This window comes from Catenulispora sp. GP43 (genome assembly GCF_041260665.1).
In the GTDB taxonomy this organism is placed as follows: domain Bacteria; phylum Actinomycetota; class Actinomycetes; order Streptomycetales; family Catenulisporaceae; genus Catenulispora.
Genome location: NZ_JBGCCT010000007.1, coordinates 291299 through 311505, shown reverse-complemented (window position 1 = coordinate 311505; position 20207 = coordinate 291299). Strand labels below are relative to the sequence as shown.

The following is a 20207-nucleotide window of genomic DNA, read 5'->3' as shown; positions in this document are numbered from 1 at the left end:
GGGCTCGGCCGCGAAGCGCCTACCGCAGCATCGCCGACAACAGATCCGTACCGAGCGCCGTCAGTGCGGACGCGTCCAGCGAGTAGTACACGTACCGCCCCCTGCGCTCGGCCACGAGCAGCCCCGCCTTCCGCATCACCGCCAGGTGCCGCGAGACCTCCGGCGCCGTCAGCTCCCAGGCGCCGGCCAACTCCCCCGTGGTGTGCGGGCTCCGGGCCAGTGTTCGCGCCAGCCGTAGCCGTACCGGGTGCGCCAGCGCCTGCAGCCGCCGTTCGATGACGTCCATCGACACCGCGGGCTCCGCGGCGCCCGGTTCGGCGACCGGGTACTGCATCACCGGACGCCAGCCGCGGGCGTGGACCGCGACCAGGTGCGGGCTGCCGAAGACGGTGGGGATGAGCGTCACGCCGTCGGTTCCGGCGCTGGTCGCGTTGTCCTGGAGCTTGTCCACGACGATCGACTCGGGGCCGTCGCCGCGGGCGGCGAGTGCCACCGCGGCCGACACCGACGCCAGGGCCGGGCCGATCCCCTCGCGCTCCCGCAGGCTGGTCTTGACCTGCACGTCCGCCGCGAGGCGCGGGACCACGTCGGCCCACGCGGCCTCGAAGAAGGCCTCGCCGCACTGCTCCAACGTCGCGCGCACCCTGCGGCGCACCACCGCGGGATCGGCCAGCAGCCGCTCCGCGAACGCCTCCTGCACCGCCCCGCGCGCCTGGGCCTGCTCCAGGGCCCGCTCGCGCGCGCCGGCGTCGGTCAGCGGCGAGGCGTCGCCGAAGTGGACGCGGTTGCTGCCGCAGGTGGTGACCAGGGCCGAGAGCACATACCGCTCGTCGTCGATCATGTCGACGTCGTCCAGCTCCTGCTTCAGGCTCCCCTTCGGCCGGGCCGGCAGCAGGAAGTCCGCGCGCGAGGAGCGCCACAGGAACTCGGCCTCCTGCAACCGCTCCGCCAGCTCCGGACGCAGCGCCCCGCGCACCCCGGCCGCCCACGCCGCGAAGCGCGGGTGATGCGCCGTGCCCGCCAGCGCGTGCAGCATCGCGGCCAGTTCGGCCAGCGGCGAGACGGCGAACCGCAGCCGCTCGGGCGGCAGGCCGGTGATGTCGATGCGCAAGGCCACCCGGCCATTGTCGCTGGTGGGGCCGCTGGGCGGCACGCCGGTTGACGCCTTTCGTCAATCCACGTGACGGGCCGCCGTGCGCTGTCCACCGTTGACCCATGACCATGAGCGCGCCCCCGCGAGCGCCGCAGGACACCGTCCGGGCACCCGCCGACGAAGCAGTCCGGGCACCCGCCGACAAAGCAGTCCAGGAACCCATTGGGCAGGCTGCCCGCCCCCGCGTCAGCGCGCGGGCACTGCTGCGCGCCACCGGCGGCCCCCGCTACGCCGTCGCGCTGCTCGTCGACTCCTTCGGCAACGGCATGCTGCGCCCCTTCCTGCTGCTCTACGGCATCGACGTCCTGCGCCTGTCCGCCCCGGTCTCCGGTACCGCCATGACCGTCGGCATCATCGCAGGGCTCTGCGCCGCCCCGTTCACCGGCCGGTGGCTCGATCGCGGCGCGCGCAGCACGGTGGTGGCCGCCTCGATGCTGGTCCGGGTGCTCGGCACGCTGGTGCTGCTGGCGGCCCCGGCGGGCAGCGTCGTCTGGTTCACCGCCGCCGCGCTGTTCCTGGGGATCGGCAACCAGAGCATGCCCACCGCGCACTCCGCGCTCATCGCCACCATCGCGACCGGCCGCGAGCGCGACGCGGCGGCGGCCGCCGCCCGCTCGGTCCGCAACGGCGGCATGGGGCTGGGGGCGCTGGCCGCCACCGCCTGCCTGGCCGGCGGGCCGACCGCGATGCGGTGGCTGGCCGCGGCCACCGGGGCCAGTTTCCTGGTCTCGGCGCTGCTGGCCTGGACGGTCCACATCCGGGCGCGGGCGGCGGCGGTCAAGGGATCCGGCGTCCGCGCCGCGCCCGCCCCGGCGATGCTCAGGCTGGTGGCCGCCAACGTCATATACGTGTTCTGTCTCAACGTCCCGGAGATCGCGCTGCCGCTGATCGTGGTGCGGATGCTGCACGCCTCCCCCGCCTGGGCCGCCGGGATCTTCGTCACCAACACCGCGCTCGTGGTCGCCCTCCAGGTCCCGGTGACGGTGTGGCTGGGACGCTGGCCGCGCAGTGTCGCGCTGGCCGCGGCCGGGGCGGTGATCTCGGTGTCCTATCTGGGTTTCCTGCTCGCGTCCGGCCTCGGCCACGGCCTGGCCGCCCCCGCGGTCGCCGCCGTATCAGTGCTCTGCACCATCGGCGAGATCATGTACGCCGGGGCCGTCGGCCCGCTGCTGATGGCGATCGCCCCGGCTCCGGTCCTGGGCCGCGCGCTGGCCCGCTTCCAGCTGTCCAACGGCGTGGGGCTGGCCGTCTCCCCGACCGTCATCACGGTCCTGGCCGCGCACGGCTCGGCCGCGCTGTGGCTGCCGCTGACCGGGGCGACGCTGCTCGCGGCGTGGTCGGTACGGCGGTTGTCGGACGAGGAACAGGAGTGAGGAGGTCAATCGGTACGGCTCTGCCAGGCGGCGAGTTCGGCCTGCACCAGCCCTAACCCGACAAGCCGAGCAGCTTGTCGGCGTTGCCGTGCGCGATCTTCGCCTGGTCCTGCTCCGACAGGTACGAATCGGCCAGGAACGCCACCGCGCCCTCGTTGCCGAGCATCGGGAAGTCGACCGCGTCGATGATCCGGTCCACACCGACCGTCTCGACGCAGTACCGCAGCTGCGCCTGGTTGAACATGCCGCTCGGCGTGATGAAGACGTTGTCGCGCATGTACTCGGCGAACGTCCGGTCCAGCCCGGTCAGGTGCCGGGGCATGGCCTCGTCGAGCCGGTCGAGGTAGAACGGGATGAACTCGCCCCAGTGCCCGAGGACGAACCGCAGTCCCGGGTAGCGGTCGAGGACGCCGGCCAGGACCAGGTGCAGGAAGTGCACGGCCGTCTCCTGGTGCCAGCCCCACGCGGCCAGGCGGAACTGCGAGGACACCACCGGCGAGAGGCCGCGGCCGTAGTCGGCCTCGCCTACGGCCAGCGGCGGCGGGGCGGGGTGCAGGTAGATCGGCACGTTCAGGGCGTCGGCGGCGCGCAGGATGGGATCGAACCGGGGCTCGTCGAGGAACTCGCCGTCGGTGCGACCCATGATCATCGTCCCCACGAATCCCAGCTCGCTGACACACCGCCGCAGTTCGTCGGCCGCCGCGTCCGGGACGGCCGTGGGCAGCGTCGCGAACGCCGCGAACCGGCCGGGGTGCTCCCGGACCGCCCGCGCCGCGGCGTCGTTGGCGGTCCGGGTCAGGGCGGGGGCCACGTCGGCGGGCAGGAACATGTTCAGGCAGGAGAGCACCTGCGTGGTGATGCCGTTGCGGTCCATGTCGGCGATCCGGGCGGCGCCGATGTCCCGCAACAGCTGAAGCCGCTCGGTGTAGGGATTGCCGGGGGTGAACAGCTCCGCGTTGGCGGGGACGAGTGCGTTCATGGCCGGCGCCGTCGCCGCGGCGATCGCCGGGTCGGACCAGTGTTCTTCGAGCGTGACGATGCGCATCGCTGTCACCCCTGCCTTCTCGGTCTGCTCGATTCGATGTCGCCGTCCACGATGGTCCCGACCAGCGATAAGTTCAAACACTTGTTTATGATGCAGCCATCAGTTCTCTTGATGGGACGTGCCGCGTGGAACTCCGACACCTGAAGTACTTCATCGCCGTGGCCGAGGAGGGCGGGTTCAGCCGCGCCGCGCGCCGGCTGCACGTCGTGCAGCCCACGCTGAGCATGCAGATCCGGGACCTGGAGAACGAGCTCGGCGGCCCGCTGTTCGACCGGGGCGCGCGGCTGACCACGCTCACGGCAGCCGGGGAGGTGTTCCTGGCCGAGGCCCGGCAGGTGCTGGCGCAGGCCGAGCGGGCCCAGGCCACGACGCGGCTGGCACTGGAGGGACGCTCGGGCGGCGTACGCATCGGCGTGGCGGGCGCCGCGGTGCTCGGCGGGATGCTGGCCGACCGGATCCGCGGGTTCCACCGGGCCCGGCCGCTGGTGCGGATCGAGCTGCGGGAGACCACGCCGCTGCGGCAGCGTGCGGCGATCCTCGCCAACGAGCTCGACGTCGGCTACAGCGCGCTGCCCGCGCCGCGCGACGAGCCCCGGCTGGCGTCGGTGCCGGTCAGTTCGGCGACGTTCGTGGTCGCACTGCCGGCCGGGCATCGGTTGGCCGGCCACGAGAAGCTGACGGCCAAGCAGATCGCCGGCGAGGAGCTGATCGAGTACGCGGTCGGCACGGACCCGGACGATCAGGTCCCGGACGCGCTGCGCCGCGCGGGCCTGGCTCCGCCGCCGTCGCGGGCCCGCCACCGCGCCGACAGCACGCTGACCGTCCTCGCGCTGGTCGCCGCGGGCGCCGGCATCGCCGTGGTGCCGGCGGGCGTGCATCGGGCGGCGGTGCCGGACGTGGTCTACCGGCCGCTGGCCGGACCGGGCCTGGCAGTGGAGTTCCATCTCCTCTACCGGGTGACCGAGACCGATCCGGCCGTCGCGGCGTTCTTGCGCAGTGCTACATAGCCGCGGAGGGCGAGCCCTACTCAGCCGACGGCTGGAGCACGACCGGCAGCGCGTCGTGCCCGTTGGAGATCAACGACCCCAGCGGCCGCAACGTGGTGTCCGGCGCCAGTGCCAGGTCCGGGAACCGTTCGAAGAGCATGCGCAGCGCGGTCTCCGCCTCCATCCGGGCCAGCTGCGAGCCCAGGCAGAAGTGCACGCCGTAGCCGAAGGACAGGTGGTCCTGGCCGGCGCGGGTGACGTCGAAGACGTCCGCGCTCTGGCCGTGCAGGTCCGGGTGGCGGCCGACCGCGGCGTAGGAGGCCAGGATCGCCTCGCCCTGCCGGATCGTCACGCCGCCGGGCAGCTCGATGTCCTCCACGGCGTAGCGCAGCGGCAGGTGCGCGACCGGCGCCTCGAAGCGCAGCGTCTCCTCGACGACGTCGCGCCACTGCGCGGTGCCGGCGTCGACCTTGGCGCGCTCGGCGGGATGCGCCAGCAGGGTGGTGATGCCCTGGTCGATCAGGTTGACAGTGGTCTCATACCCCGCGGAGACGACCAGCAGGAGGGTGTCGAGCAGTTCCTGCTCGGTCAGGGCCGAGCCGTCGCCTTCCTCGTCCTGGTCGTCGCGGGCGGCGATCAGGACCGAGGTCATGTCGTCGCCCGGGTTCTGCCGCTTGTCGGCGACCAGACCGGCCAGGATCCCGTACACCTTGGTGGCGTTCTCCGTGGCCTCCTCGGCGGACAAGGTGGTGTCGAAGACGGCGTCCACGCAGCTGCGGAAGGCCTGCCGGGCCTCCTCGGGCAGGCCCATCAGGGAGCCGATGACCTGGATCGGCAGCGGGACGGCGAAGCGCTCGCGCAGGTCGGCGCTCTGCCCGGGCGGGGTGGCCGCCAGGTCGTCGAGCAGCGCCGCGGTCATCTCCTCGACGGCCGGGGCCAGCGCCGCCATCCGGCGGGCGGCGAAGGCCGGGCTGACCAGGCGGCGCAGCCGGCGGTGGTCGGCGCCGTAGGCGGTGAACATGTTGCTCACGCCGACCCACAGGGCCAGCGGCCACTTGCCGACGATCTCGTCGGGGAACTTCGGCCAGTGCCGCGCCGCGTCCTTGGACACCCGGGGGTCGACCAGGAGCGTCTTGAGGACGGCGGGATCGGCGATCGCCCACGCCTGCTGGCCCAGCAGATCCACGCGCGTGGCGGGGCCGTTGGCTCTGAGGTGGGCGTCCTCGGCGTAGCGGTTCGCGCCGGTGGGATCAAGGGTCAGGACGTGCTGGTCCATGCTGGGGCCTTCCGTGGCGGACAAGTACGGGCGACGACAGGCTACTGATTCACAGCGGCCGGGGCGGGTCAGGCGTTCACCGCGAAGGGATCGGCGCCGGACCGGGGATGGTGACCGGCAGCGCGGCCAGCGCCCGGGCGAAGGGGCCGGGCCGCCACACCAGGTCCTTCTCGGGGACCGCCAGCTCCATCTCGGGCAGCGCGTCCAGGATCTGGTCGATCGCGGCCTGGGCGATCAGGTAGGCGGCGGACTGGGCCGGGCAGGCGTGCGGGCCCACGCTCCAGGCCAGGTGCGCGCGGTTGCCGGCGCGCTGGTCCGAGGCGATGGCCGGGTCGTTGTTGCACGCCGAGAAGCTGATGACCACCGGCTGTTCCGCGGGCAGCCAGACGCCGTCGATCTGCACCGGGTAGGGCGGGTAGGAGATGCCGAAGTTGGCCATCGGAGGGTCCTGATACAGCACCTCGTCCAGCGCGTCGCGGACGGTGAGGTTGCCGTCGAGTACGTCCCCCGAGAACCGCTCGTCGGTCAGGATCAGCAGCAGGGCGTTGGCGATCAGGTTCTGCTGGGGCTCGATGCCGGCGCCGTAGACGCAGGCCAGCTGGTGCACCATCTCCGGGACCTCCAGCGCGGACTGGTGCGCCAGCATCCGGCTGGTGATGTCGTCGGCCGGGCGTTCCTTCTTCATCATGACCAGCTCGGCCAGGGCCGCGGCGAGCATGGCGTTGCCGGCCTCGGCGTCGATGCCCTCGAAGATCTTGGCCATCCCGATCGCCACCCGCTCGCCGATCTCCGGCGGACAGCCCAGCATGGTGTTGAGGACGCGGAACGCCAATGGGAACGCGTATTGGGTGATCAGGTCGGCCTGACCGGCCCGGCTCAGGCCGGCGATCAGGTCCCCGGCCACGTCCTGGACCACCCGGCGCAGGGCGTGCAGGTCGACACCGTTCAGGCTGTAGACGTTGGAGCTGCGGTAGCGGGCGTGCTCCGCGCCGGAGCTGCGCAGGGCGTTGGGCCGCCACTCCATCATCGGCCGGACCGGGCAGGTCTGGGACAGGTTCCCCTCCTGCCAGCGGCGCGGGTCGGCCGGGAAGCGCTCCTGGTCGTGCAGGATCCGGATGGCGGTCTGGTAGCCGATCACCAGCGTGGCCGGCACGTCCGGGTCGAGCAGGACCGGGACCAGCGATCCGTGCAGGTTGCGCATCCGCTCGTACGCGGCGTGCGGGTCGGCCGCGAACTCGGGCGTGTACATGGGGATGCGCGATATGGCGGTGGAGCCCTGGGGGGCGGTCTGGGTCGTCACGCGAGCGTCTCCGGTCGGCTGGTGAGGTGTTCGACGAGCACGATCAGGGCCTTGATGGACGAGGTCTGGTCGCGGGCGTCGCAGACGGTCAGGGGGGTGGTCGGCGCCAGGTCCAGGGCCTCGCGGATCTCCTCGGCCGGATAGCGGCGCCCGCCGTCGAACTCGTTCACGGCCACCGTGTAGGGCAGGCCGCGCTTCTCCACGGCGCTGAGGATCTCGTCGGAGTGGTCCAGGCGCCGGGTGTCGACCAGCACCAGGGCGCCGGCCGCGCCGCGGGCCAGCTCGTCCCACATCGGCAGGAACCGGTGCTGCCCCGGCGTGCCGAACAGGTACAGCGCCACGTCCCCGAAGGTGCGGCGGCCGAAGTCCATCGCGACCGTCGTCGAGGTCTTCTTCGGCAGCCCGGCCAGGTCGTCCACGCCGAGGCTGGCCTCGGTGATCGGCTCCTCGGTGCGCAGCGGCCTGATCTCCGAGACGCTGCCCACGAACGTGGTCTTGCCGGCCCCGAAATGGCCGGCCACCAGCAGCTTCACCGACCGGGTGACGGTGCCGGGCAGGTAGGCGACCTCAGACAAGTTGGCGGAGACCACGGAGAACCTCTTTCAGCACGTCGATCTCTGGGACGTCGGCGGTCGGAGCGGGGACGGCGAGGTGTCCGGAGTCCATCAGCGCCGAGGCGAGGATCGTGACCACCGACGGCGGCAGATCCAGGTGGGCGGCGATCTCCGCGACGGACAGGGCGCCGTGCCTGCTGCACACGCCCAGCACCCGGCGCTGCTCGGGGGCCAGCCCCTGGACCGGGACGTCCTGCGCGATCAGCAGCGTCACCAGCCCCAGCTTCCGGCTGGGGCGCACCGCGCCGCCGGTCACGACGTACGCGCGCACCAGGTCCGGGTCGCGCCGCGGCCGGCTCATGGCCGGCGGGTCTCGCTGGTGAGTTCGTTGCCCAGGCGCGAGGCCAGATCGTTCATCCGGTGCACGATCAGCCCGGCGTCCGCGGTGGGCTCCGCGCACACCCCCAGCATCGCGTTCTGCCCGGCGGCGGTGACCAGGACCAGGGCCTGGTCGTACTCGATCAGGTTCTGCCGCAGCCGGTTGTCCTCGTCCCCGGTCAGCGTGGCCAGCGCCTTGCCCAGGGACTGCACCCCGCTGACCGCCGCGGCGAACGCGTCGGCCTCGTCGCGGGAGATCGTGTCCGAATGCGCCATGCGCAGCCCGTCCCCGGAGATGAGGACCGAATAGCGCACCCCTTCGATGTCCAGGCTGCTGAGCATCCAGGTCAGCTTGTTGTTGGCGTCAGCCGGCGGGGCGGTGGTGCTCACGGGCTATCGGGTCCCTTCTGCGGGGGCGGAGGGCGTGGACCCGCCGTCGGTGCGGTGCGCGCCGCTCTGCCACGCCGCGGCGATGCCGGGCCGCGGCTGCGAGGCGCTGAGCACCGGCGGGAGGGGCTGGGTGTCCTGCGTGGCGCTGTGCCGCCGGCGGCGCGGCAGCCCGGCGTCGGTCGTCTCCGTCTCCACGAGATCGGCCGGCGCGGGCGGGGCGCTGTGATCGTCGTCGATCGGGGCCTCCGCGGCGAGCAGGGACTCGGGGATGAACAGCGCCGCGCGCGTCCCGCCGAACGGGCTGCCGGAGCCGTCGACGGAGGCCTGGAAGCCGTAGCGCCGGCTCAGCGCGGCCACCGTCGGGAAGCCGATCTTCGGGTGCGGGCCCAGGGCGTGCAGATCGACCGGTTCCTGGCCGGACAGGATGCGGCGCGCGGAGTCCAGCTGCTCGCTGTTCATGCCCACGCCGGCGTCGTCGACGATGATGGTCACCCCGTGGTGGCCCTCCTGGAACGTCACGTCGACGAAGGACCCGGGCGGGGAGTAGCGGGCGGCGTTGTCCAGCAGCGTGGCCACCGCGTGCACGGCCGGCTCCACGGCCTGGCCGACCACCTGGCGGCTCAGCTCGCGCGGCCGGACCCGCTGGTAGTCCTGGATCCGGCCCATCGCGCCGCGCACCACGTCGGTCATCGGCTGGGCCGGCCAGCGCCGGCCCGGCAGGCCGCCGCAGACCACGACGTAGGACTGGGCCTGGCGGATCATCTGCTGGACGGTGTGGTCGATCAGCGTGAGGGTCTCGAAGGTCTCGTCCCCCCGGTGCCGGCGCATGGCCTCGGCGACCACCTTGCTCAGGTTCGCCCCCAGGCTCACCACCGTCTCGGCGAAGGACCGCACGGCCGACTCGGTGGTCTGGTGGGCCTCTTCCTCGACGCGCTCGCGCACCGACCGGGCCACGTCGCGCTGCAGATCGCGGACGCCGGCGCCGTAGCGCTGTGTCAGGACCTGGACGTTCCCGGCGAAGGCCGTCCGCTCCAGGACCGGCGCCACGGTCGGGGCCGGATGGGCCGAGTGGGCCGAGTGGGCCGAGTGGGCCGCGGGGGAATCGCCCACCAGCTCGGCCGCCGACGGGAGCCCGATGGCGACCAGCTGTGCCACCGCGGCATCCCGGGCCGCACAGGCCTGCTCCAGGCCGGCGACTTGCGCCCGCAGCCGTCCGGCACCACGGGCCATGTACACGGCGACGGCTATCGCGACGACCAGAGCGGCAGCCGTGCACCACAGTGCTATATCAGCATTCATCCGTCTTCTCAATCAGGTCTGGTGCGAAGCGAAACGGCACGCTGATTCCTCAATGCCTGATACTGACCCGCTTGCGCGCGCCAGATCTACGGGCCATGACAGTACCGCACCGGGGTGTGACCCGCCGACCGGACGAGCATTCGACTATTTGTTCTGACAGAACCTTCTGAGTTCTTTCTCAAAGTGGACGTTGATGCGTCCCTCATCGCTCTCTCACTCTGCGAAGCCACCGTGGGTGGTGATCCATTCAGCGGTTGTGGAGGTGGTGTCATGGAGCGCGAAGCACGGCGCAGGTTGGTCCGGATTTCGGCGGTGACCTGGGGTGTCACGGCAGCGAGCGTGGCTGGCGGGGTGGCGATCGCCGCGACGGTGCCGCGGGCCGCGCACGCGAACCCGGGCAGCTCGGGATTGCGGCCGGCGACATCCGCGCCGAGTACCACGGGCACCAAGGGCACGACTTCTTCGAATTCCTCTGCGCCTTCCTCATCCTCATCGCGGCCGTCTTCATCCTCATCGCCATCCTCGTCAACGTCATCATCGTCGTCTTCGTCGTCGTCCGGCCACGACGCGACCTCGGGTGCGTCATGAGAAGCGCTGCGGTTGACTGGCGGGCGCTGGGCTGCGCGGTCCGCTTAGCGGTCACCGATCCGGAAGCCCTGACCGACGCCCGGCAGGCGCTGGTGACCTGGCTGGCCATGGTGGATCTGGCCTGCAGCCGGTTCCGCGACGACTCCGAGATATGCGCTCTCGACCGCTCGGCCGGACGCGAGATGCCGGTCAGCGAGGTGCTGGCCGACGCGCTTGCGGCCGCGTTGCGCGGTGCGGAACTCAGCGGCGGGGACGTCGACCCCACGGTCGGCTCGGCCTTGGCCGGCCTGGGCTACGACCGCGACTTCGACCTCGTGCAGCACGGCGGAAGCCCGGTGAAGCTGGTGGTACGGCCGGTGCCGGGCTGGCGGCGGATCCGGTTCGACGCCGTAGGGCGCACGCTGGCGGTGCCCGCCGGGGTCCGGCTGGACCTGGGGGCGACGGCGAAGGCGTGGGCCGCCGACCGTGCTGCCGCGGAGTTGGCCGCGACGTTCGGCTGCGGCGTGCTGGTCGGTCTCGGCGGCGACATCGCCGTGGCCGGGCCGGCGCCGGAGGACGGCTGGGCGATCCGCGTCCAGGATCGGACCGATGATCCGAGCTCGGATGCCGCACATACCAGCGTCCTGATCCGCGACGGCGGGCTGGCCACCTCGGGCACCGCCGCCCGGCGCTGGACCCGCGATGGCAGAACCCTGCATCACATCGTCGATCCGGCCACCGGCCTGTCGGCGCGCACCCCGTGGCGCACCGTCAGCGTGACGGCCGCCAGCTGCCTGGACGCCAACATCGCCAGCACGGCCGCCGTCATCCGCGGCGGGCGGGCCCCGGCCTGGCTCGCCGAGTGCGGCCTGGACGCCCGACTGCTGGCCGAGGACGGAACGGTGTGCACGGTCGGCCGCTGGCCCGCCGCGCCGCGCAGCAGCGGCTTCACCTACTCCCTGGATCCGAAGGAGGTGCGGTCGTGGACTCCGCGGTGATCTGGTACGCCGGGCAGGCCACGGGCATCGTGTGCCTGGTGCTGTTCAGCATCGTGATGGTGCTGGGGATCAGCGTGCGGCGCCAAGTGCGGATACCGGGGATGCCGCGGCTGGCGGCGGTCGCACTGCACCGCAGTATCTCGTTGCTGGCCGTGGCATTCCTGACTGTGCACATCTTGACGGCGGTCGTCGATTCCTACGTGGATATCAGTCCTCTGGCAGTCCTGGTGCCCTTCTCCTCGTCCTACTCGCCGCTGTGGGTGGGCCTGGGCGCGGTCGCTCTGGATCTGATCCTGGCGGTGACGGTCACCAGCCTGCTGCGGGCCCGGCTGGGCCGGCGGACGTGGCGGGCCGTGCACTGGCTGGCCTACGCCTGCTGGCCGGTGGCGGTCGTGCACGGCGTGACGCTCGGCAGCGGCACGGGGCATCCGATGAACGGCTGGGCCCTGGGGGCGACCCTCGGTTGCGTCGCGGTGGTGCTGGCCGCCGCCGCACAGCGTTTCCTGGCCGGGCGGAATCCCGTGACACCGGCTGACCTTCTCGCGGCGGGAGCCCGACGATGACCACGACTGTGACTGCCCTGCCGGTGCGCGTCCGCTCGTACGCCACGAGCGCGGCGAGGCGGCTGCTTCCCTCAGAACCGTTGACCTACGAGGCGCACTGCGCGGTCTACGGCGGCCTGTCGTACCTCGACGGCGCGCAGATCATCCTGGCCGCCGAACTGGCGGGCCTGAGCGGGCACGGCGGCGCGGCGTTCCCGACTCACCGCAAGATGAGCGCGGTGCGCGAGGCGGCTCGGCGGGCCCGGCGCGGAGCCGTGGTGGTGGCCAACGGCACGGAGGGCGAGCCGGCCAGCGCGAAAGACAAAGCCCTGCTTTCCTCGGCGCCGCACCTGGTGCTGGACGGGGTGGCGCTCGCGGCGGCGGCGGTCGGCGCCGACCGCGCTTTCCTGGCCGTGGAGGCCGGCCGCGGCTTGGGCCGGTATCTGACCGAGGCGAGCCGGCAGCGGCCGGCGTCGGCAGCGTCAGCGGCGCCGGTCACCGTCACGGTCGTCGAGGTGCCGCCCGGGTTCCTGTCCGGCCAGGAGTCCGCGCTGGTGTCGTTCCTGAACGGAGGTCCGGCCAGGCCACGGTTCCAAGCCCGGCCGGTGTACGAGCACGGCGTCGGCGGCGACCCCACACTGGTTCAGAACGTTGAGACACTGGCCCATTTGGCACTGATCGCCCGCCACGGCCCGGGGTGGTACCGGGCCGGCGCGGCCACGTCACTGTTCACGGTGCGGCACGCGGACCGCACACCGGCCGTGATCGAGGCCATGCCGAGCACACCCTTGCGCCACTTCGCCGATCCGGGCGCGGGCCAGGCGATCCTGGTCGGCGGCTACCACGGCACCTGGCTGCCGTTGGCCGACGCGGCGCCGAGGAGCCTGGACGCACTCGGCGCTCCGCTGGGCGCGGGCCTGTTGGCAGTCCTCCCCCACGATCGCTGCGGCCTGACCGAGACCGCCTCGATCCTGCGCTACCTGGCGCTGGAATCGGCCGGCCAGTGCGGACCGTGCCTGAACGGCCTGCCGCGCATGGCAACGGCCTTCGCCGAACTGGCGAATCCGACGCCGCGCACCGACTTCCGCCGGCTCCACACCGACCTGGCACGCTGGGCCGGCCTGATCACCGGCCGCGGCGCGTGCCGCCACCCCGACGGCTCGGCACGCCTGGCCCGCAGTGCCCTGATCACCTTCGCGGCGGAGGCGGACGCGCACACTCGAGGACGCTGCACCGCGCCCGGTCGACCGGCGATGCTGCCTGCCGAGGGACGCGGGGCTTGACCATGCCCGGCCGCTGTTGATTGCCGACCACCGCTGATTGCCATGCCGACACCGACTGCTCGACCGCCGCCGATTCCCTGGTTGCCGCCCATTCCCTGGTTGCCGCCGATTGCCCGGCCGGCACGGGTCCCCCGACCGCCACCGATTCGCCGAAGCACACCGATCCCCCGCCCAAGGAGCCCGACCATGCCCGAACAAGCGCCCCCGCCCCCGCCGCCGCGCGCGGCCGTCGACTGGACCGCCTGCCGAGGCCACGGCGCGTGCGCCGATCTCCTCCCGGAAGTCATCTCCCTGGACGAGTGGGGCTACCCGATCATCCAGGACCGGCCCGTGCCGGCGCAGGCCCGGCGCCGGGCCCGGAAAGCCGTCTCCGAGTGCCCCGCACTGGCGCTGCTTCTTCGGAGCTGATCAGGCTACGGCGTCGCCCCGTAGTCAAGCAACTCCATAGCGTCGCCCATTTTCTCGATACCACCGCGATAGAGATCCGGATTTCGGGGTAGCCGGTCCGAATGAACGCTCAGAACGCTACGAAGGGCTTATTCCGCACAAAAAGCATCGAAGACACCCTCAAAGACACAGACGACTCCGAGCACAGCCTCAAACGCGCGCTGTCGGCGTTCGACCTGACCGTCTACGGCATCGGTGTGATCATCGGTACCGGGATCTTCGTGCTGACGGGAACCGCCGCCAAGGACTACGCCGGGCCCTCCGTCGCGCTGTCCTTCGCCGCTGCGGGGATCGTGTGCGCACTCGCGGCCCTGTGTTACGCCGAATTCGCCTCGACCGTGCCGGTCGCGGGGTCGGCGTACACCTTCTCCTACTCCTCGATCGGCGAGTTCCCGGCGTGGCTGATCGGCTGGGACCTGATCCTGGAGCTCGCGCTCGGCGCGGCGGTGGTCGCGGTCGGGTGGTCCGGCTACATCCAGACGCTGCTGGGCGACATCGGCATCCACATCCCGGCCTCGATCGGGGGCGGGACCGACCAGCACTGGGGGCTGAACATCCCGGCCGCGGTGCTGGTGCTGGCCGTGACCGCGCTGCTGGTCGCCGGGGTCAAGGAGTCGGCGCGGTTCACCGCCGTGATCGTCACGGTCAAGGTGGCGGTGGTGCTGCTGGTCATCTTCGCGGGCCTGTTCTACATCAAGGGCTCGAACTACCACCCCTTCATCCCGCCGACCTCCAAGGCGACGAGTACCGGTTCCGGCGGCTCGCAGCCGCTGATCCAGCACCTGGGCTTCGCGCCGGGCTCGTTCGGAGTGATGGGCATCTTCACCGCCGCCGCCGTCGTGTTCTTCGCGTTCATCGGGTTCGACGTCGTGGCCACCGCCGCCGAGGAGGTGAAGAAGCCCCAGCGCGACCTGCCGCGCGGCATCCTGGCCTCGCTGGCGGTGTGCACGGTGCTTTACGTGGCCGTGACGCTGGTCGTGACCGGCATGCAGAAGTACACGGCGTTGTCGGAGAAGGCCCCGCTGGCCGACGCCTTCAACGCCACCGGCGCGCACTGGCTCAGCGGCTTCATCAGCGCCGGCGCGGTCCTGGGCCTGACCTCGGTCACCCTGCTGCTGCTGATGGGCCAGTCCCGGGTGTTCTTCGCCATGAGCCGCGACGGCCTGCTGCCCCAGAGCTTCTCCCGGGTCCACCCCCGGTTCAAGACGCCGTACCGGTCGACCATCCTGCTGGGCGGGGTCGTGGCCTGCTTCGCCGCCGTCATCCCGCTCAAGGCGCTGGCCGAGCTGGTGAACATCGGCACCCTGGCGGCCTTCATCCTGGTCTCGCTCGGTGTCATCATCCTGCGACGCACGCGCCCGGACCTGCCGCGCGCCTTCCGCACGCCGGCGGTGCCGTTCGTCCCGATCGCGGCGATCCTGGCCTGCCTGTGGCTGATGCTCAACCTGCCGGTGGACACCTGGATCCGGTTCGGCGTATGGATGGCGGTCGGGCTTGTCGTGTACTTCGGCTACAGCCGCCGCCACGCCGTCCACGCTGTGCAGGAACCCGAAGTCGAGACAGTCGGGTAGGGCGCGACCACAAATCAGAGTCCTTCTTCGCCGCGCCGGACGCGCCCCGCGACGACTGCTCGCCGGGGGCGTCCGGCTCGTCGTTCCCAGCAAGTTCTCAAAGGGTGAAAACCCGCCTACTCCCCCGTTTCGATCCGAGCAGAATGGTCAAGTCGAAAGTGTTGGAGGTGACAACACATGGAAACAGACCGGGACGGCCACGGCGCGGACCAGCGCGCAGCCGTGCGCAGTGCGGAGCAGGCGGTGAGCGACGCCTGGATCAGGCAGCTCCTGGCGGCCGAATACGAAGCGCACGCCACAGTGGACATCTGCACGCGGGCCCGGCAGCAGCTGGCCGACCGGCTCCACGTCGCCCGGCGGGTCGGGGATCCGCCGGCGATCGAGGAGACCGCGCGCCGGCTGCGGGACGCCGAACAAGCCTGTATCGCCGCGCTGGACACGTATTCCGAATCGCGCGATCTGCTGGCCGAACAGCTGGAGAACTGGCTGTGCGCCACCCGGATGCGGTATCGCCAGGCCCAGGACGATCGGCGGGTCATCGGCTGGTGACGGATCGTCGAACCCTGAGCCGATCATCGAACCCTGAACAACCTCAGCTCCCGCTCCCCTTGCCCGCATGCTCGGCGATCCGTCCCCCGGCCAGGATCGTCGCGATCTGCCGGGGCGAGAGCCGGTGCCGGACGCCGAACGTCGTGTTCTGCGACAAGTTGCCGACCGTGAACTCGCCGTCGGCCAGGTGTCGGCTCAGGTCCTCGAGCTGGAGTTCGTCGCCGGGCCGCACAGCGTCGTAGTCGGCCGGGTCGGTGAACTCCAGGGGCAGGACGCCGAAGTTCACCAGGTTCGAGGCATGGATGCGCGCGAACGACTTGGCGATCACGACCCGAAGTCCCAGGGAGCGCGGCGCCAGGGCGGCGTGTTCGCGCGAGGAGCCCTGGCCGTAGTTCTCGCCGCCGATCACCGCGTGGTCGCCGGCCTCGCGGGCACGCCGCGGGTAGGTCGGGTCCAGGCGGGTGAAGGAGAACTCGGCGAGCTTCTCGATGTCGCTGCGGTAGGGCAGCGCCGCAGCGCCGGCCTGCAGGATCTCGTCGGTCGACACGTTGTCGCCGGCCTTCAGGACCACCGGGACGTCCAGCCGGTCCGGCAGCGGGTCCAGCTCCGGCAGGCCGCCGATGCTCTCGGCCTTGACCAGCTCGACCTCCGCGGCCAGGCCCGGCGGCAGCGGGTGCTCCAGCACCACGACGTCCACCGACGAGGACTCCGGCAGCCGCACGTCCGGGTAGGCGAACCCGAGTTCGCGCGGGTCGGTGATGCGGCCGGTGAGCGCCGCCGCGGCAGCCGTCTCCGGAGAGCACAGCCAGACCTGGTCGTCGTCGGTTCCGGAGCGGCCGGGGAAGTTGCGCGGGAAGGTTCGCAGGCTGTTGCGGCCCTTCGCGGGGGCCTGGCCCATGCCGATGCAGCCCAGGCAGCCGGTCTGGTGCAGGCGCGCGCCGGCGTGGATCAGGTCCAGGGTGGCGCCGGACTTCGTCAGGTCGGCGAGGATCTCGCGCGAGGTCGGGTTGATGTCGAGCGAGACCTGCCCGTCGGCGCGGCGGCCGCGCAGGATCGCGGCGACGACGGCGAAGTCGCGCAGGCCCGGGTTGGCCGAGGAGCCGACGACCACCTGGTGCACCTCGGTGCCGGCCACTTCTCGCACCGGTACTACATTGCCGGGCGAACTCGGTTTGGCGATCAGGGGTTCCAGGGTGCTGAGGTCGATCTCCTCGGTGAGGTCGTAGTCTGCGTCCGGGTCTGCCTCCAGTGGTACATACGCGTCCTCCCGGCCTTCTGCGCGAAGGAATTCGCGCACCCGCTCGTCGGAGGGGAACACCGTCGCCGTCGCGCCGAGCTCGGCACCCATGTTGGCGATGACGTGCCGGTCCATCGCCGTCAGCGTCGCCACGCCCGGCCCGTGGTACTCGATGATCCGGTGCACCCCGCCCTTCACACCGTGGCGGCGCAGCATCTCCAGCACCACGTCCTTGGCGCTGACCCAAGTGGGGAGTTCCCCATTTAGCCGGACGCCCCAGATCCTGGGCATGGTCAAGTACAGCGGCTCCCCGGCCATCGCCAGGGCGACCTCCAGGCCGCCGACGCCGATCGCCAGCATGCCCAGCGAGCCGGCGGCGCAGGTGTGGGAGTCCGAACCGATGAGCGACTTGCCGGGGATCCCGAAGCGCTGCATGTGCACCGGGTGCGACACGCCGCCGCCCGGCGGGGAGAACCACAGGCCGAAGCGTTGCGCCGCCGAGCGCAGGAACAGGTGGTCGGCCATGTTCCGCTCGTCGGTCTGCAGCAGGTTGTGGTCGACGTACTGCACCGAGACCTCGGTGCGGACCCGTTTCAGCCCGAGGGCTTCCAGCTCCAGCATCACCAGGGTCCCGGTGGCGTCCTGGGTCAGGGTCTGGTCCACGCGCAGCGCGATCTCGGATCCCGGCGTCGTCTCGCCGTCCACGAGATGTGCCTCGATCAGCTTGCGCGCCAAGTTCTTTCCGGCCACTTCGACCGATTGCCCGGTGATCCGCGGCGCAAACCCACTCCAGGGGTGCATAACCCCCATAATCCCGGGTACGCACGTGGCTCGAACGCGAACCACTGACTGATGAGGGCAGGCGGCGGACACATAAGGGTTTCGATTCGCGCGAACCGGTCAGCGGGGTCACAGAGGCGGCACACTGGGAAACCGGTACTCCGCAAAGAAAGGAGTTTTCATGGCCACGACTATCTCCGAGATCATGACCACCCCCGTCCAGTGCGTCGACGGTGACCAGCCCCTGGAAGACGTCGCCCGGCTGATGCGCGACAAGGGCATCGGCGCCGTCCCGGTCCGGGGCGCGGACGGCGAGCTGACCGGGATGCTGACCGACCGGGACATCGCCGTGCGCGGCGTGGCCGAGGGCATGGACCTGGGCCGGGTGGCGGCGTCCACGCTGGCGTCCAAGCCACCGGTGTGCGTGCGCGCGTCCGACCCGATCCACGCCGCCCAGCGTGCCATGGCCGACCACCGGATCCGCCGGCTGCCGGTGGTCGACGGGCCGCACCTGGTCGGCATCGTCAGCCAGTCCGACCTGGCCCGGGTCCTGCCGCCGGGGATCAGCGGCCTGGTCGAGAACGCGATCATCCAGGATATATAAGGGTATTCATGACATACGAGGGTGCTAGTCAGCCTTCTTAGGGTTCGTCGCGCCGGCGGTCTCCTGGAGACCCAGCCCTTCCCGCAGGCGCCCGAGAATCCGTGTCAGCAACCGCGACACCTGCATCTGCGAGACGCCGATCTCCTCGCCGATCTCGGTCTGCGACATGTTACGGAAGTAGCGCAGCAGCAGGATCCGCTTGTCCCGCTCGTCGAGCTCGGCCAGCAGCGGTTTGAGCGACTCGCGGTCGACGACCAAGCCGTAGCCGGGGTCGTCGTCGCCGATCAGCTCGCCGAGGGTGGCGCCCTCGCCGTCGGACAGGCCCAGCGAGACGTCCAGGGAGCCGGTGTTGTAGACCGCCGAGGCCTCCATCGCGTCGACGATCTCCTCGGTGCCGGCGTCCAGGTGTTCGGCCAGCTCGGTGACGGTCGGGTCGCGTCCCAGCGTCTGGGCCAGGGATTCGCGGGCCTGACGCAGGGCCCCGGACAGCTCCTGCATCCGGCGCGGCACGTGGACGTCCCAGGTCGTGTCCCGGAAGTGCCGTTTGATCTCGCCGGCGATCACCGGCGTCGCGTAGGTCAGGAACGTGGTGTCGAACGCCGCGTCGTAGCTGTCGACCGCCTTCACCAGGCCGACGTACGCCACCTGCTCCAGGTCCTCCGGGGCCTCCCCGCGGCGACGGAAGCGCCCGGCGACGTAGCGCGCGTAGGACATGTACTCGCCGATCACGAACTCGCGCAGCGCCGGCCGCTGGGGATCGGACGGCGCGAGCGTGCCCAGCCTGCGCAGCGCGGCCAGGGCCGCGGCGTACGCGCCGAGCCGGTCGGGCCGGTCGGGCTGCTGGTGGGGCTGGTCGGGCCCGTCGGGCCGGTCGGGCCGGTCGGCTCGATCGGACCGGTCGGGCCGCCCCTCGCGGACGTCGTCCGTGGCCACGGCTCAGCCGCCGCGGGTGCCGCGGCGCTTCTCGATCTCGACGCGCACCACGTTCTCGCTCTGCTCCCAGGCCAGCGCATCCACCAGCGCGGCCAGGATGGTCCAGCCGAAGCCCTCGGTGTCCGGCGGCGCGGCGGCCACGGCCGAGGCGGACAGCGTCACCCGCAGCAGGTCGCCGCGCACCACGGCCCGGCACTCCAGGCCGCTGACGGCCGGGTCGGGGCCGCCGGCGACGAGCAGGTTGCACGCCTCGTCCACCGCCAGGCGCAGGTCGCCGATGTCGCCCATGGTGAAGCCGAAACACGCGCCGAGCTGGGCCACTGCGGAGCGGACCAGCACGATGTAGTGCTTGTCAGCCGGTACGGCGAGTTGCACGGACGCGGTCTCGGGCACGGTGATCCGGCCGGCTCGCGCCACCTCGATGCGCTGTGCCATGGCTCCACTCCCTCGACCGTTCCCCCGGCTGCGGCCTTTCGTGTGATCAGCGGATATTGCTCACGTTTTTACGGGTGACCAGTTCCGAGACGATCAAACGGGGCCCCTCGGAGGCGATGCCGCCGACCGGGTGAGGCCCAAGGCATTTCCGCACTCAAGGCATTTCCGCACTCACTGGGTCTTGCCCACCGTGAGCACGAACGCGGCGTCCTCCAGCGCCTCCAGGCTGTGCCGGGCCTCCGGCACGATCAGCAGGTCGCCGGCCATGCCCTCCCACGACGCGTCGTCGGACACCAGCCGGACCCGGCCGCGCAGCACCAGCACCGTCGCCTCGCCGGGGTTCTCGTGCTCGGCCAGCGTGCTGCCGGCGCGCAGGGCGATGAGCGTCTGGCGCAGGACGTGCTCGTGGCCGCCGTAGATCGACTGCGAACTGCGGCCGGTCGAGGACGCCGCGGCGCGCTCCAGGTGCTGCCGGGAGAGCGCTTCGAGCGAAAGCTTCTGCATGAT

21 protein-coding genes are annotated in these 20207 nt (G+C 71.6%); 9 read left to right on the top strand and 12 right to left on the bottom strand.

Annotation, left to right across the window (positions count from 1 at the left end):
- Window positions 1-19: 19 nt before the first annotated feature.
- A complete protein-coding gene (locus ABH926_RS17230; RefSeq protein WP_370366628.1) occupies window positions 20-1117 on the bottom strand; it encodes a DUF5937 family protein in 1098 nt (365 codons plus the stop codon).
- Window positions 1118-1215: 98 nt separating this feature from the next.
- On the opposite strand from ABH926_RS17230, the gene ABH926_RS17225 reads away from it, so the two are divergent.
- A complete protein-coding gene (locus ABH926_RS17225) occupies window positions 1216-2526 on the top strand; it encodes an MFS transporter (protein ID WP_370366627.1) in 1311 nt (436 codons plus the stop codon).
- Between the two features lie 52 nt (window positions 2527-2578).
- Here the strand turns inward: ABH926_RS17225 and ABH926_RS17220 are convergent, their stop codons facing one another.
- A complete protein-coding gene (locus ABH926_RS17220) occupies window positions 2579-3571 on the bottom strand; it encodes an amidohydrolase family protein (RefSeq protein WP_370366625.1) in 993 nt (330 codons plus the stop codon).
- Window positions 3572-3696: 125 nt separating this feature from the next.
- On the opposite strand from ABH926_RS17220, the gene ABH926_RS17215 reads away from it, so the two are divergent.
- A complete protein-coding gene (locus tag ABH926_RS17215; protein ID WP_370366624.1) occupies window positions 3697-4578 on the top strand; it encodes a LysR substrate-binding domain-containing protein in 882 nt (293 codons plus the stop codon).
- 16 nt (window positions 4579-4594) lie between these two features.
- Here ABH926_RS17215 and ABH926_RS17210 read toward each other — a convergent pair whose 3' ends face one another.
- The 6 genes from ABH926_RS17210 to ABH926_RS17185 all read right to left on the bottom strand — a co-directional run bounded on the left by ABH926_RS17210 (window position 4595) and on the right by ABH926_RS17185 (window position 9754).
- Window positions 4595-5833 carry a cytochrome P450 gene (locus tag ABH926_RS17210; RefSeq protein ID WP_370366623.1) on the bottom strand — a complete coding sequence of 413 codons (1239 nt, stop codon included), beginning with the start codon at window positions 5831-5833 and terminating at the stop codon, window positions 4595-4597.
- A gap of 76 nt (window positions 5834-5909) precedes the next feature.
- Entirely contained in the window at window positions 5910-7133 is a 1224-nt protein-coding gene (locus tag ABH926_RS17205) for a cytochrome P450 (protein ID WP_370366622.1), read from the bottom strand.
- Window positions 7130-7723: an ATP/GTP-binding protein gene (locus tag ABH926_RS17200; protein WP_370366620.1), complete on the bottom strand. Its 594-nt coding sequence runs from the start codon at window positions 7721-7723 to the stop codon at window positions 7130-7132. Before ABH926_RS17200 ends, ABH926_RS17205 begins: the two co-directional genes overlap by 4 nt.
- Window positions 7701-8048, bottom strand: a complete 348-nt coding sequence (locus ABH926_RS17195) for a DUF742 domain-containing protein (RefSeq protein ID WP_370366619.1) — start codon at window positions 8046-8048, stop codon at window positions 7701-7703. Before ABH926_RS17195 ends, ABH926_RS17200 begins: the two co-directional genes overlap by 23 nt.
- Window positions 8045-8455: a roadblock/LC7 domain-containing protein gene (locus tag ABH926_RS17190; RefSeq protein ID WP_370366618.1), complete on the bottom strand. Its 411-nt coding sequence runs from the start codon at window positions 8453-8455 to the stop codon at window positions 8045-8047. The genes ABH926_RS17195 and ABH926_RS17190 overlap by 4 nt, the downstream gene beginning before the upstream one ends.
- Before the next feature lie 3 nt (window positions 8456-8458).
- A complete protein-coding gene (locus ABH926_RS17185) occupies window positions 8459-9754 on the bottom strand; it encodes an ATP-binding protein (RefSeq protein WP_370366616.1) in 1296 nt (431 codons plus the stop codon).
- 584 nt (window positions 9755-10338) lie between these two features.
- Here ABH926_RS17185 and ABH926_RS17180 point away from each other — a divergent pair.
- From ABH926_RS17180 to ABH926_RS17155, 6 genes are all read left to right on the top strand, one after another.
- Window positions 10339-11319 carry an FAD:protein FMN transferase gene (locus ABH926_RS17180; RefSeq protein WP_370366615.1) on the top strand — a complete coding sequence of 327 codons (981 nt, stop codon included), beginning with the start codon at window positions 10339-10341 and terminating at the stop codon, window positions 11317-11319.
- On the top strand, window positions 11304-11882 hold the full coding sequence (locus tag ABH926_RS17175; RefSeq protein WP_370366614.1) for a ferric reductase-like transmembrane domain-containing protein: 579 nt from the start codon (window positions 11304-11306) through the stop codon (window positions 11880-11882). Before ABH926_RS17180 ends, ABH926_RS17175 begins: the two co-directional genes overlap by 16 nt.
- Window positions 11879-13144, top strand: coding sequence for an NADH-ubiquinone oxidoreductase-F iron-sulfur binding region domain-containing protein (locus ABH926_RS17170; RefSeq protein WP_370366613.1), 1266 nt, complete (start codon window positions 11879-11881; stop codon window positions 13142-13144). The genes ABH926_RS17175 and ABH926_RS17170 overlap by 4 nt, the downstream gene beginning before the upstream one ends.
- A gap of 186 nt (window positions 13145-13330) precedes the next feature.
- The gene (locus tag ABH926_RS17165) at window positions 13331-13552 is read left to right on the top strand and encodes a ferredoxin (protein WP_370366612.1); all 222 of its coding nucleotides are present in this window, start codon (window positions 13331-13333) and stop codon (window positions 13550-13552) included.
- A 101-nt stretch (window positions 13553-13653) separates the two neighbouring features.
- Window positions 13654-15162 carry an amino acid permease gene (locus tag ABH926_RS17160; protein ID WP_370366611.1) on the top strand — a complete coding sequence of 503 codons (1509 nt, stop codon included), beginning with the start codon at window positions 13654-13656 and terminating at the stop codon, window positions 15160-15162.
- Window positions 15163-15339: 177 nt separating this feature from the next.
- The gene (locus ABH926_RS17155; protein ID WP_370366610.1) at window positions 15340-15711 is read left to right on the top strand and encodes a hypothetical protein; all 372 of its coding nucleotides are present in this window, start codon (window positions 15340-15342) and stop codon (window positions 15709-15711) included.
- A gap of 43 nt (window positions 15712-15754) precedes the next feature.
- Here the strand turns inward: ABH926_RS17155 and ABH926_RS17150 are convergent, their stop codons facing one another.
- Window positions 15755-17749, bottom strand: a complete 1995-nt coding sequence (locus ABH926_RS17150) for an aconitate hydratase (RefSeq protein ID WP_370366608.1) — start codon at window positions 17747-17749, stop codon at window positions 15755-15757.
- A 160-nt stretch (window positions 17750-17909) separates the two neighbouring features.
- Here ABH926_RS17150 and ABH926_RS17145 point away from each other — a divergent pair, with 160 nt between their 5' ends.
- The gene (locus ABH926_RS17145) at window positions 17910-18332 is read left to right on the top strand and encodes a CBS domain-containing protein (RefSeq protein WP_370366607.1); all 423 of its coding nucleotides are present in this window, start codon (window positions 17910-17912) and stop codon (window positions 18330-18332) included.
- A 24-nt stretch (window positions 18333-18356) separates the two neighbouring features.
- Here the strand turns inward: ABH926_RS17145 and ABH926_RS17140 are convergent, their stop codons facing one another.
- The 3 genes from ABH926_RS17140 to ABH926_RS17130 all read right to left on the bottom strand — a co-directional run bounded on the left by ABH926_RS17140 (window position 18357) and on the right by ABH926_RS17130 (window position 20204).
- Entirely contained in the window at window positions 18357-19265 is a 909-nt protein-coding gene (locus tag ABH926_RS17140; RefSeq protein WP_370366606.1) for a SigB/SigF/SigG family RNA polymerase sigma factor, read from the bottom strand.
- 3 nt (window positions 19266-19268) lie between these two features.
- Window positions 19269-19700, bottom strand: coding sequence for an ATP-binding protein (locus ABH926_RS17135; protein ID WP_370366605.1), 432 nt, complete (start codon window positions 19698-19700; stop codon window positions 19269-19271).
- Between the two features lie 171 nt (window positions 19701-19871).
- A complete protein-coding gene (locus ABH926_RS17130) occupies window positions 19872-20204 on the bottom strand; it encodes a cupin domain-containing protein (protein ID WP_370366603.1) in 333 nt (110 codons plus the stop codon).
- Window positions 20205-20207 lie beyond the last annotated feature (3 nt).